This window comes from Allobosea sp. 05T422_2 (assembly GCF_056396265.1).
Map to the genome: position 1 here is coordinate 1 of NZ_JBFTLD010000210.1, position 11896 is coordinate 11896.

The window sequence follows — 11896 nt, forward strand, 5'->3', positions numbered from 1 at the left end:
ATGCCGGCGGGCGAGGCAGCCGTTGCGTCGTCGCGGATGGAGATCACGATGAACAGGGCCTGCACCAGCATCGCCAGGGGCGTCGCGACCATGCTGGCGCTTTCAGGTGCCGCCGCTTCGGCACAGGCGCATCCAAAGGCCGGCTTGGCGCCGCCATTGCCCGCCAGTGCGCCGCGCGTGCGGCCGGTCCAGGACGAAGGAGCGCCCCATTCGCCCTGCAGGGATGGGCGCTTCAGCTTCGGCCGACCGGTCGATTGCGAGGCGGAACTGCGACGCTGGCACGCAGGCCGCGCGCCCTCCGACCCCTGCACGGACGGGCGCTACAGTTCAGGCGAGGCGTATGACGGCCATGCGGAGTACCAGCCCTGGAGGTGGCGGGAACGGGCGAAGGACAACGGCTTCTGGAAATAGCTGCGTGCTCAGGCGGCCAGGCCTGGCTGGGGGAAGACCATCCTGAGACAGGCACCGCCCGATGCTGAATCGAGCGCGAGCACCTCGCCTCCGTGACGATGCATGATCTCGCGAACAAGGTTGAGACCGAGGCCCGAGCCGCGGCTTTGCGCATGAAGCCTTTGAAAGGGCTCGAAGACACGTTCGCGTTGCTCGCGCGGAATGCCGCATCCGTCGTCCTGGATGTCGATGATCGCGGAGTGACCGACGCGGACGGCAATCGTTCCAGTCCGGCCGCCATGCTCGATCGCGTTCTGGACCAGATTGGTCAGGGCCCGCTCGACCGATAGCGGATCTCCAATGACCGTGACCGGATCTCCCTCGGGCTTGAACTCCATCTGATAGCCGGCGGCGAAGGCCAGGGGCGCAAGGTCGACCACGACCCGCTTCGCAATCGCGTTGAGGTCCATGGGCGTGAACGTGTCCGTCTGCTGATCGAGCCGCTCAAGGTCAAGAAGCTGCTCCATCATGGTCGCCAGCCGCGCAACATCCTGGAGGAGGCGCGTCTTCTCTTCGCCCGCCGGCAGGGATGCCAGCCTCGTATTGAGAATGGCGACGGGCGTCCGCAGTTCATGCGCGGCGGCCGCCAGGAAGCGCTTGTGTTGCTCGTAGCCCCTGTCGAGACGTCCAAGGGCGGCATTCACCGCCGTGACTAGCGGCGTGATCTCGACCGGCACGTCATCGAGGGGCAAACGAACACCCCGCCGGTCGATCTCGATGCGCCCGGCCTGCGCCGCTGCCCGGCCCAATCCGGCCAAGGCTCCTCGGACCACCAGCGGAGTGACGAGCAGGGCCGCGACCGCCATCACGGCGAGAACGGGCAGAACCTCCTTGAGGAACACGAGGCTCATCCCCAGGGCCACAAGATAGAGCGATGCCCGGGTCTCGGTGCCCGTCACGACCTGGACCTCGCCAGCTGCGCTGTTCACCCATCTGACCCGTGCCGTGGCGCGGGGAGGATCGCCGATATTCCAGCCCAGCCGGGCCTGGCCGATATGGTCGAGGCTGTCGCCGAGCTGGCTGAAATCCGCAGGAACGGCTCCTTCGGACACGCGGTGGCCCGTGCGGTCCCGGATGACGAACCAGAGATTTGGATTAGAAGCCCGCATCCGGGTCAATTGGCGCGTTGGCCGCAGCACCAGCTTGCCAGTCGGCCCGCGCGCCACCGCGCCTCGCAGGGTCTCAATGGTGCTCTCGACCGATGAGAAGTCGAACAACGCCCCTGTGGCGAACAAGCCAGCGACGATCAGCATGATGGCGGCAGCCTGGAACGCCATGAGCCGCCCGATCAGCCGGCGCTTGAGGGAATACCCGCCATCCATCGTCAGGCGGTTTCGCGGATGAGGTAACCGACTCCGCGAATCCCATCGATCGTCGCGCCGGCATCAGCTTCCGCAAGCTTGCGGCGCAGGCGAGAGACATGGGTATCGAGCGCGTTGGACTGGATCTCGTCATCCAGACCGAACACGGCCTCCATCAGGAAGGTTCGCAAGACCATTCGCCCCATCCGGCGCATCAGGGCTTCCAGCACCAGCAATTCGCGCCGCGGCATGGCGAGCATCTGGCCTGCCACACGGGTCTCGCGGTGCACGAAATCGAAGGAAAGGCGACCGATCCGCACCGTATCGGAGCGCATGCCGGCAGGCCGGCGCAGGAGTGCGCGCAGGCGCGCCAGAAGTTCCTCGAAGGCGAAAGGCTTGCCGAGATAGTCATCGGCTCCATGGTCAAGACCCGCGACCCGGTCGTTCAAGTCCCCACGCGCCGTCAGCATGAGGACCGGCACCGTGTCGCCCTTTGCCCGCAGCCTTCGGACCAGGTCCAGGCCGTCGCCATCGGGCAACTGGCGGTCAAGCAGCACTGCATCATAGATGCCGCAGCTTTCGCTCAGCATTGCCTCTGCATCCGCTCTGGTTGGCAGATGGTCCACGACCATGTCCTGACGGGTCAGCGCAGTGCGCAGCGCTGAAGCCATTGCCGGCTCATCCTCGACCAACAAGATGCGCAAGGCGGAATCTCCCGCTCCTCGGGGGTAACCGCCTATCGAGTGCGGATTGCGCCAACCTTGCATGGAAGCTCGGTCCCGACCTCGCCGGCGAGAGCTCATTCCGGCCTCATCGAGTCCGGCACGCCCCTGCGCCTCCGCATGACAGGCTGGCTCAACCCCGTCGTGGCATCGATGCCGACGGCGCCGCGAAACAGAGCGGTGCACTCATGGAAGCTCCGGGCCCGCTCAACCATTGCGGTGGCCGCCACTGGGATGGACTGCACATGTCATCGAGAATGCTACCCGGCGCCGGGCGAAGCCTCCGCGTTGCGCCTGAAGACGCCTTGGGACGGAGGACCGGCATGCTGGCCTCCGACAACTGGTCTTTCTTCCGCGCCTGGATCGGTGCGCCGTTGCGTGTCGCTTCGGTGAYGCCGTCGGGCACCGCCCTGGCGGATCTGATGACACAGGAGGTCACGCCGGAAACCGGGCCTGTCATTGAACTTGGACCTGGAACCGGCGCATTTACCCAGGCGCTCATCAGGCGAGGCGTGCCCGAGCACAACCTGACCCTCGTCGAGTTCGGGCCCGATTTTGCGCGGCTGCTCGAAATGCGCTTTCCCGAGGCCCGTGTGCGCTGGATGGACGCTTCACGCCTTCGCGAAGTCGCTCTTTACGAAGCAGGAGGGGTTGGCGCCGTGATCAGCGGCCTTCCCGTGCTTTCGATGCCGCCACGAAAGGTCATCGCCATTCTCAGGGGCGCGTTTGGCTATTTGCGGCCGGGCGGCGCCTTCTATCAGGTCACCTATACGACGCGCTGCCCCATCCCGAAGCCAATCCTGGATCGCCTCGGCCTTCGCGCAACACGGATMGGCTCGACATTGCGCAACATCCCGCCGGCGGCAGTTTACCGGATTGCCCGGCATCGCCCCTCGCGGTCGAGTCTGGTCTGAAAAGGTCGAACGACAGCTGGATTCAGGCAGGGCGCGAGCGGAGGCGMGCGTTAACGCGCGCCTCCGCTCTGCGTCATCAGGCCGCCTGACTATCCCTCGTTGCAACCGGGCGTTCGAGATCCTGCGTCCAGTCGGTCATCGAGCCGTCATAGAGCGACACCTCGTCGTTCCCCAGAAGTTCGGAAAGCACGAACCAGTTCAGCGCTGCAGTGTGGCCGGTGTTGCAATAGGAAATCGCAGGTCCGTTCGGCACGCTGGAAAACAGGGCCGACAGGTCGCCTGCAGGTTTCAGGCGACCGGTCGAGAGATCGAAGGCCTCTGCGTAGTCACGCGAAATCGCGCCTGGAATATGCCCGGCGCGCGTCGCTTCCGCAGCCTTCTCGCGGCCCTCGAAATAGCTCGCCGAACGGGCGTCGACCAGGGTCGCGAGCCTGCTCTTCGAGGCGACGAGGGCGGCATCGGCAGTGCTGCGCAGCCGCTGCTGCACGACGACGGGATAAGGCTCGGCCGGTTTTGGCGCGGATGGACCGGCTTCGATCGGTCGCGACGGGTCGGCGCTCCACGCCCGGAATCCGCCATCGAGAATGGCCTGCTGGCCATGGCCGATCAGCTTCAAGGTCCAGTAGACCCGCGCAGCTGCGGCGAAGTCGGTCGCGCTGACGCCTGCCGGTACGATGACGACATCGTCATGCGGCTTGATGCCGAGGCTGCCGACCAGCCCGGCCAGATGATCGAGCGGCGGCAGCATGCCCGGTGCATTGCCGACCTTGGCGCGCCAGCCGTCGGCGACGTAATTGGTGTGCACGGCGCCTGGGATATGTCCCGCCTCATAGGCCGCCTTTCCGCCACCATCGACCGATGAGCGGATGTCGAGAACGACGAGGTTGCTGTCGGCCAGGCGCCGGGCCAGGGCCTCAGGCGTGGTCAGTCCGGAGAAGGTATCGCTCATTCCGCCGCCACCTGCTGCAGTTCATCGACAACTTCGAGCGCGTAGCTCATCTCGGCCGTCGCCCCGAGCATGATCGAGGCGGAGCAGTATTTTTCCTTCGACAATGTGACGGCGCGCTCGACCTTGGCTTGCGCCAGCCCGCGGCCGGTCACGCGATAGGAGAGATGGATCTTGGTGAAGACCTTCGGGTCTTCAGTCGCGCGCTCGGCCTCGACTTCGACCTCGCACCCCGTGACGGCTTCGCGGCCCTTCTTGAGGATCGAGACGACATCGAAGCCGGTGCAGCCCGCGAGACCGATCAGCAGCATCTCCATCGGCCGGATGCCGATATTGCGCCCGCCATATTCCGGAGCGCCATCCATGATGATGGCGTGGCCGCTGCCGGCCTCACCCATGAAGGCCATGCCCTCGACCCAGCTTGCCCGTGCTTTCATCGTCGTGTCCTCTCAAAGCCTGACTCGGCGAAAGACTTAAACGGTCGGCGGCGATGAGGCGAGGGTGGTGTCACGCCGCGGCAAACAGGCTGCCATGGGTGATCCGCAAGCGCACCCGTTCGCCGATGGCCGGTGCGACCTGGCTTGCGAGATCGACATCGATCCGCCGGATCAAGCCTTCAACGGCAATCTCGGCGCGCCGCAGCGGCCCGTTGCGGCGCAAATCCTCGACCACGCCGGGGAGGGCGAGCGGGGTATCGTCAACGATGCGCATATGCTGCGGCCGGACATAGAGCGAGGCGGCCCCGCCCTGGTTCTGCTGCAGGCCGCCAAGGACCGGCCGATTGCCGAAGAAGGCCTGCCCGCCGACGACCTCGACAGGGAGCTTGTTCGCCTCGCCCAGGAATTCGCAGACGAAGGGCGTCGCTGGATGGTCATAGACGTCATCGGGCGAACCGACCTGCTCCAGCCGCCCGTCGTTCAGGATCGCGACGCGGTCGGCCAGCTCGAGGGCCTCTTCCTGGTCATGGGTGACGAAGAGGGTGGTGTGGCCGGTGCGCCTGTGAAGGTCGCGCAGCCAGCCGCGCAAATCCTTGCGGACCTTGGCRTCGAGCGCTCCAAAGGGTTCGTCGAGCAGCAGCACGCGCGGCTCGATGGCGAGCGCGCGGGCAAGGGCGACGCGCTGGCGCTGGCCACCGGATAGTTGCGTCGGGAAGCGCCGCTCAAGCCCGCCGAGCTGGACGAGTTCGAGCAGTTCGCTGACGCGCCTGGAGATTTCGCTCGCGCTCGGCCTCTCGCTCCGCGGCCGGGCCTTGAGGCCGAAGGCAATGTTGGACGCGACATCCATATGCCTGAACAGCGCGTAGTGCTGGAAGACAAAGCCGATCCGCCGCTCGCGCAGGCTGAGTCGGCGCGTATCGGTTTCGTCGAACAGCACGCGGCCATCATCGGCCTGTTCGAGCCCTGCGATCAGCCGCAGCAGCGTGGTCTTGCCCGAGCCCGATGGGCCGAGCAGCGCGACGAGTTCGCCGGGCTGCACGTCGAGCGAAACGCCGCGGAGGGCGGCAAAATTCGAGAAGCTCTTCTGGACGCTCTCGATGGTTACGGCAACGGACATTGGTAGCCTCCGTCAATGGCGCGACTTGGCGGAGATCGCATCCGCGAAGTGCCATTCGAGATAGGTCTTGAGGGCGAGCGTCACCAGTGCAAGCCCGGCCAGCAACGAGGCGACGGCAAAGGCAGCGACGCTGTTGTATTCATTGTAGAGAATCTCGACATGCAGCGGCATCGTCGTGGTCAGCCCCCTGATCCGGCCGGACACGACCGTGACGGCGCCGAACTCGCCCATGGCGCGTGCGTTGCAGAGCAGCACGCCATAGAACAGGCTCCACTTCACATTCGGCAGCGTGATGGTGAGGAAGGTGCGCCAGGGCGAGGCGCCCAGCGTCAGGGCCGCCTCTTCGTCGCTCGAGCCGAGCGCCTGCATGTGCGGAATCAACTCGCGCGCAACGAAGGGGAACGTGACGAAGATCGTCGCCAGCACCAGCCCGGGCAGCGCGAAGATGATCTCGATATCATGGGCCTTGAGCCAGGGCCCGAGAAAGCCCTGCGCGCCGAAGAGCAGAACATAGACCAGGCCCGAGATCACCGGAGAGACCGAGAAGGGCAGGTCGATGAAGCTGATCAGCAGGCTCTTTCCCCGGAACTCGAACTTGGCGATGGCCCAGGCGGCGGCGACGCCGACGACTAGATTGAAGGGCACCGCGATGGCGGCGACCAGCAGGGTCAGGCGAACGGCGCTCAGGGCATCCGGCTCCGTAATGCTCTCCAGGAAGAGCCCATATCCCTTCGCAAAGGCTTCGATGAAGACCGCGATCAGCGGCAGGAAGAGGAACAGCAGCAGAAAGCCCAGTGCCAGGCTCAACAGCAGGGCGCGGATCCAGAAGCCGTCGCGCAGCGCGCGGTCGGTCTTGTAGATGGCGGCCGGCAGCGGCGTGTCAGACATGACCCAGTCTCCCGCGGCTCCAGGACTGGATTCCATTGATCGCCAGGATCAGCGCGAAGGAGACGATCAACATGATCGTCGCGACGACGGAAGCCCCCGCATAGTCGAACTGTTCCAGCCGGATCACGATCAGGAGCGGGGCGATCTCGGAGAACATCGGCACGTTGCCCGCGATGAAGATCACCGAGCCGTATTCGCCGACGGCACGGGCGAAGGCGAGGACGAAGCCGGTCAGCAACGCTGGCACGATACCGGGAAGGATGACCCTGAAAATGGTGCGCAACCGGCTGGCGCCAAGCAGTGCGGCGGCCTCCTCGATATCCGCATCGGCTTCCTCCAGCACTGGCTGCACGGTCCGCACCACGAAGGGCAGGCCGAYGAAGACGAGCGCCACCATGACGCCGAGCGGGGTATAGGCGACCTTGATGTTGTAGGGAGCCAGCAGGGCACCGATCCAGCCGTTCGGCGCGTAGATCGAGGCGAGGGCGATGCCTGCGACAGCGGTCGGCAGCGCGAAGGGCAGGTCGACCGCGGCATCGAGCAGCCGCCGGCCGGGGAAGCGGTAGCGCACCAGAACCCAGGCGATGATCAGCCCGAAGATGGCGTTGAGGATCGCGGAAAACAGGGCAGCGCCAAAGGACAGCTTCAAGGCAGCCTGGGTGCGGGCCGAGGTGATGATCGCCCAGATATCAGCGGGGCCAGCGCTTGCCGCCTTGAGGAAGAGTGCCGCGAGCGGGATGAGCACGATCAGCGACAAGGCGCTGATCGTGATGCCGAGCGACAACCCGAAACCGGGAAGGATGCTAGGCTGCCGCCAGGAGCTGGCCGTTACCGCCACGCGGTCACCGCGCCGGCTTGTAAAGCTGATCGAAGGTCCCGCCATCGGCGAAATGATCCTTCTGTGCCTTGGTCCAGCCACCGAAAACGGTGTCGATGGTGATCAGCTCAAGCTTGGGGAAACGCGCGAGGTCCTCAGCTGCCGCGGCCTCCGTATTGCGCGGCCGGTAGAAGTTCTTCGCGATGATGGCCTGTGCAGCCGGCGTATAGAGGAATTCGAGATAGRCCTGGGCTGCGGCACGCGTTCCCTTGGCATCGACATTGCCGTCGACGATCGTCACCGGCGGCTCTGCCAGGATCGAAAGCGAGGGCACGACGATGTCGAACTTGTCGGCGCCGAATTCCTGCAGCACGAGGAAGGCCTCGTTTTCCCATGACAGGAAGACGTCACCCTGGCCGCGCTGGGCGAAGGTCGTGGTCGAGCCGCGCGCGCCCGTGTCGAGCACCGGCACGTTCTTCAGCACGGCGGCGATATAGTCCCGCACCTTCGCCTCGTCCTTGCCATAGGCCTTCTCGGCCCAGGCCCAGGCCGCGAGATAGTTCCAGCGTGCGCCACCCGAAGTCTTGGGATTCGGGGTGATGACGCTGATGCCAGGCTTGGCGAGGTCGCCCCAGTCCTTGACGGCCTTGGGGTTGCCCTTGCGGGTCAGGAACACGATCGTCGAGGTGTAGGGAGAGGAGTTCTGCGGCAAGCGCTTTTGCCAGTCGAGCGGGATCTTCTTCGAGCGCTCGGCAACGGCGTCGATATCGCCCGCCAGCGCCAATGTCAGCACGTCGGCATTGAGCCCGTCGATCACGGTGCGGGCCTGGGCGCCCGAACCACCATGCGACTGGCGGATCGTCAGCTTCTGCCCCGTCTTCTTCTGCCACTCGGCGGTGAAGGCGGTGTTGATGGCGCGGTAGAGTTCGCGGGTCGGATCATAGGAGACGTTGAGCAACTCGCTCTGGGCGCGAGCGCCGCTGACGATACCGAAGCAGATGGAAAAGGCGCCGACGATCAGGGCTGCCTGGATTATCCGGCGAATGCGCTCTTGCGTCATGTCAGTGCTCCGTCGAAATCAATGCCGTCAGCTCATATGAGCGGGCAACCGTTCTGAATAACAAACAAAGCGTACTGAATTGGCGGTATTTCCTCAACCTACCGGTGCAGGTAGCCCCTTCCAAACTTTGCCCCGTCCGGAGAAAACGTCTCTCCTTTCAAGGCGTTCCAAGGCAGATGCGGCAATCGCGTCGTTCAGGCGAGGCCGGACACAAACCCGCATATCGGGCGTCCGCCGATTCGATCGGCCGGTCAGGCGCTGCGCAGAGTCTGCAGATCGAGCGCCTCGGCTGCAACACCTTCGAGCGCGCGTCCGATCAGCACAAGCAGCGGCCCTTTGGGCGGCAGCTCGCCAAGCCGCTCCGGCAGGGTGGCGATCGTTGCGCGCAAACGCGCTTCGCCGGGCTGCGTCGCGGCGACCACTGCGATCGCCGGCGTCTCGGGGGCGAGACCAGCGGCAATCGCCTGCTCGCGGAAGGCGGCCAGGGTGTTCCGCGCCATATAGATCACGGTCGTCGCATGAGGATCGGCAAGAGCTCGCCAGTCGAGATCCTCGGGCAGCGTCCCCGTGCGGGCATGGCCGGTCACGAACTGCAACCGCCTGGCATGGTCGCGGTGGGTCAGGGAGAGGCCGAGTGATGCCGCCGCCCCCTGAGCCGCCGAGATGCCGGGCACCATGACGACGGGAATACCGGCCCGGGCGCAGGCTTCGATCTCCTCGCCGGCGCGGCCGAAAATGCCGGGATCGCCGCCCTTCAGCCGCACGACATGCTTGCCGTGGCTCGCGAGCGAAACGATCAGCGTGTTGATGTCGTCCTGCTTGACGGAGGGACCATAGCCGGTCTTGCCGACCAGCATGCGTTTGGCCTCCCGGCGGGCGAATTCCAGCACGCCCGCGGAGACGAGGTCGTCATAGAGGATGATGTCGGCGCTCTGCAGCGCGCGGATCGCCTTCAGGGTCAGCAATTCCGGATCGCCGGGGCCAGCGCCGACGAGCGTGACCCTGCCGATGCCCTGATGGCCGCTCTCGAGACGGTCGAGTTCGGTAAAGAGCTCCGCTTCGTCGTGGGATTGCGGCGCGCGTTCCGGTTCCGCCATGGCGCGGCGGGTGAATTTCTCCCAGAAGGCACGACGCAGCGCGAAGGGCAGGTCGCGGGCCTGAACTGCAGGCCGCCACTCCTTGGCGGCCTGCGCCCAGTCCTTGAGACCGGCGGGAAGCAGGGCTTCGATCTTGGTACGGATGGTCTGGCCAAAAACGGGCGAGGCGCCGTCGGTCGAGATCGCGACGATCAGCGGGGACCGATTCACGACCGACCCAAAGGCGAAGTCACAGAATTCCGGCTTGTCGACGACGTTGACCGGCACGCCGGCCTGCCGTGCGGCGGCCGCGAAGGCGTGTGCCTCCTCGTCCTCTTCGATCTCGCCGATGGCCAGCGCCGCGCCATCGAAGTCGCCCGGCTGCCAGTGGCGGCTGTACAGGGTGATCCCGGCAGCAGGCGGGTCAGCGACGAGACTGTCGAACAGGTCCGTCTCCACACCCGCAAGAATGAGGAGATCGGCTCCAGACGCCGCGAGCAGCTCGGCCTTCCAGAGCGCACCTTCGCCCGTGCCCGCCAGCAAGACCTTGCGCCCGTCCAGCTTGTGGAACAGCGGCAACGTTGCCAGCCGCTCGATGCGGCGCGCAGTCGTCGGTTCGGGCGCTCTTTGCGTCATCGCGTGGTTTCTGCCGCCTTCAGGTCGACCGGCCGATCCGGTGCGCCAGCCGGCGGCATCAACAACCAGAATCCGGCAAGCGCAAGGATGATAAGCCGAAAGCAAATATCGAACCAGCGTTCATAGGGGCGAGGCGGAATCGCGCGCAACAGGTCGCCGTCCATGCAGTCCTCCCTCAAATCCTCACCCTCGCGGGCGCGCTGGCAGCCTGCCTCGCTCTGCGAGAACCTGGCCATGAATCAACCTGCCGCAGCGCGGGCCGCGCGCCGCTGGTCGAGAATGTTGCGGCCGTCGCCGTAGCCGCGCTGATAGCCATGGCTGATCCGGCCGGCCGCGCTCAGCCATTGATCGACCGGCTGGCGCGCTGCACTGGTCTCCGGCAGTTCGATCTCGTCGAAGCCGCATGAGAGCGCATAGGCGAACTGGTCGGCGATCAAGGGGCCGCTGGCGCGCAGGGTTCCGGTGAAGCCGTKGTTGCGAATGAGCTTGGCCAGGCTGAAGCCGCGCCCGTCCGAGAAGGCCGGGAAGGCAACGCTCACCAGCGAGAGCTGCCGGAGGACAAGCTTGAGTTCGGCGATCCGGATATGATTGGGCACGCTCACGCCGATGCGCTGGTCACGGGCTTTCTGCCGCAGCGCGTCCGGCAAAGCCTCCCAGTCGACGAGGGCATGCGAGAGGTTGTCGATGGCAGCCCCTTCGCTGCGCGTCCAGACATCCGTCTTGGTGCCGGAGCGATCAAGCAACAGCATGGGCGGTCTCCTGGAAAGCGGCTTTGAAAGGTCCAAGGCCGAGCCGGCGGACGGCATCGATAAAGCTCTCGTTCGCCTGGCGCGTCTCGACATAGACATTGACGATGCGTTCGATCGCATCGGGCACGTCCTCGGCGGCAAGGCCTGGGCCCAGAATCTCGCCGATGGCCGCGTTCTCGGTTGCGTCGCCACCGAGCGTGATCTGGTAGGATTCGATGCCGCRCTTCTCCAGGCCGAGAATGCCGATATGGCCGACATGGTGGTGGCCGCAGGCATTGATGCAGCCGGAGATCTTGATGTTCAGCTCTCCGATCTGGCGCTGACGCTCGGCATCCGCGAAGCGATGCTGGATGGCCTGGGCGATCGGGATCGAGCGCGCTGTCGCCAGCGCGCAATAATCGAGCCCGGGGCAGGAGATGATGTCGGTGATCATCCCGACATTGGCGGAGGCCAGGCCCGCTTCGCCGAGTTTCTGCCAGATCGCAAAGAGATCGCGTTGGCGCACATGCGGCAGGACGAGGTTCTGCGCATGGGTGACGCGCAGTTCGTCATGCGAATACTGCTCGGCCAGGTCGGCGACGAGCCGCATCTGCTCAGAGGTCGCGTCGCCCGGCGCCTGGCCTATCGGCTTCAGCGAAATGGTCAGCGCTGCATAGCCAGGGGCCTTGTGCGGAGCTGTGTTGACCTCCACCCAGCGCGCGAAGGCCGGATTGGTGGCCTTGGTCGCTTCCAGCACGCGGCTGACGGCGGGCAGGGCCTCGTAGGTTGGCGGAGCGAAATAGG

Annotated in this window: 13 protein-coding genes and 1 pseudogene; 1 reads left to right on the plus strand and 13 read right to left on the minus strand. The window is 65.5% G+C overall.

Annotated features, from left to right (window positions below; translation table 11 throughout):
- The 3 genes from AC1DJT_RS26875 to AC1DJT_RS26885 form a co-directional block, all read right to left on the minus strand.
- A partial coding sequence (locus AC1DJT_RS26875) for a hypothetical protein (RefSeq protein WP_476835236.1) occupies positions 1–311 on the minus strand: 311 nt, incomplete at its 3' end.
- A 108-nt stretch (positions 312–419) separates the two neighbouring features.
- Positions 420–1778, minus strand: coding sequence for a sensor histidine kinase (locus AC1DJT_RS26880; protein WP_476835241.1), 1359 nt, complete (start codon positions 1776–1778; stop codon positions 420–422).
- A complete protein-coding gene (locus AC1DJT_RS26885; protein ID WP_441491702.1) occupies positions 1775–2455 on the minus strand; it encodes a response regulator transcription factor in 681 nt (226 codons plus the stop codon). Before AC1DJT_RS26885 ends, AC1DJT_RS26880 begins: the two co-directional genes overlap by 4 nt.
- A gap of 341 nt (positions 2456–2796) precedes the next feature.
- Between AC1DJT_RS26885 and AC1DJT_RS26890 the strand changes: the two genes are divergently transcribed.
- A complete protein-coding gene (locus AC1DJT_RS26890) occupies positions 2797–3387 on the plus strand; it encodes a class I SAM-dependent methyltransferase (protein WP_476835237.1) in 591 nt (196 codons plus the stop codon).
- A 76-nt stretch (positions 3388–3463) separates the two neighbouring features.
- Here AC1DJT_RS26890 and AC1DJT_RS26895 read toward each other — a convergent pair whose 3' ends face one another.
- The 10 genes and pseudogenes from AC1DJT_RS26895 to AC1DJT_RS26940 all read right to left on the minus strand — a co-directional run.
- Positions 3464–4336, minus strand: coding sequence for a sulfurtransferase (locus AC1DJT_RS26895; protein WP_441507658.1), 873 nt, complete (start codon positions 4334–4336; stop codon positions 3464–3466).
- Positions 4333–4770, minus strand: coding sequence for an OsmC family protein (locus AC1DJT_RS26900; RefSeq protein WP_441491699.1), 438 nt, complete (start codon positions 4768–4770; stop codon positions 4333–4335). Before AC1DJT_RS26900 ends, AC1DJT_RS26895 begins: the two co-directional genes overlap by 4 nt.
- 70 nt (positions 4771–4840) lie before the next feature.
- Complete coding sequence (locus AC1DJT_RS26905) at positions 4841–5887, minus strand: sulfate/molybdate ABC transporter ATP-binding protein (protein WP_441491698.1); 1047 nt, start codon at positions 5885–5887, stop codon at positions 4841–4843.
- A 12-nt stretch (positions 5888–5899) separates the two neighbouring features.
- A complete protein-coding gene (gene cysW / locus AC1DJT_RS26910; RefSeq protein ID WP_441507659.1) occupies positions 5900–6775 on the minus strand; it encodes a sulfate ABC transporter permease subunit CysW in 876 nt (291 codons plus the stop codon).
- Positions 6768–7658: a sulfate ABC transporter permease subunit CysT gene (cysT, locus tag AC1DJT_RS26915; RefSeq protein ID WP_476835238.1), complete on the minus strand. Its 891-nt coding sequence runs from the start codon at positions 7656–7658 to the stop codon at positions 6768–6770. Before cysT ends, cysW begins: the two co-directional genes overlap by 8 nt.
- On the minus strand, positions 7618–8652 hold the full coding sequence (locus tag AC1DJT_RS26920; RefSeq protein WP_476835239.1) for a sulfate ABC transporter substrate-binding protein: 1035 nt from the start codon (positions 8650–8652) through the stop codon (positions 7618–7620). The genes cysT and AC1DJT_RS26920 overlap by 41 nt, the downstream gene beginning before the upstream one ends.
- Before the next feature lie 251 nt (positions 8653–8903).
- The gene (gene cysG, locus AC1DJT_RS26925; RefSeq protein ID WP_441491694.1) at positions 8904–10364 is read right to left on the minus strand and encodes a siroheme synthase CysG; all 1461 of its coding nucleotides are present in this window, start codon (positions 10362–10364) and stop codon (positions 8904–8906) included.
- The gene (locus AC1DJT_RS26930) at positions 10361–10528 is read right to left on the minus strand and encodes a hypothetical protein (RefSeq protein ID WP_176733396.1); all 168 of its coding nucleotides are present in this window, start codon (positions 10526–10528) and stop codon (positions 10361–10363) included. The genes cysG and AC1DJT_RS26930 overlap by 4 nt, the downstream gene beginning before the upstream one ends.
- Positions 10529–10603: 75 nt before the next feature.
- A complete protein-coding gene (locus AC1DJT_RS26935; RefSeq protein WP_476835240.1) occupies positions 10604–11113 on the minus strand; it encodes a DUF934 domain-containing protein in 510 nt (169 codons plus the stop codon).
- A pseudogene (locus AC1DJT_RS26940) lies at positions 11100–11896 on the minus strand (nitrite/sulfite reductase); the annotation flags it as partial. The gene AC1DJT_RS26935 and the pseudogene AC1DJT_RS26940, both read right to left, overlap by 14 nt.

Coding starts and splice junctions, on each gene's coding strand:
- AC1DJT_RS26930 (WP_176733396.1), bottom strand. CDS start 10,528: ATGGACGGCGACCTGTTGCGCGCGATTCCGCCTCGCCCCTATGAACGC.
- cysG (WP_441491694.1), bottom strand. CDS start 10,364: ATGACGCAAAGAGCGCCCGAACCGACGACTGCGCGCCGCATCGAGCGG.
- AC1DJT_RS26900 (WP_441491699.1), bottom strand. CDS start 4,770: ATGAAAGCACGGGCAAGCTGGGTCGAGGGCATGGCCTTCATGGGTGAG.
- cysW (WP_441507659.1), bottom strand. CDS start 6,775: ATGTCTGACACGCCGCTGCCGGCCGCCATCTACAAGACCGACCGCGCG.
- AC1DJT_RS26895 (WP_441507658.1), bottom strand. CDS start 4,336: ATGAGCGATACCTTCTCCGGACTGACCACGCCTGAGGCCCTGGCCCGG.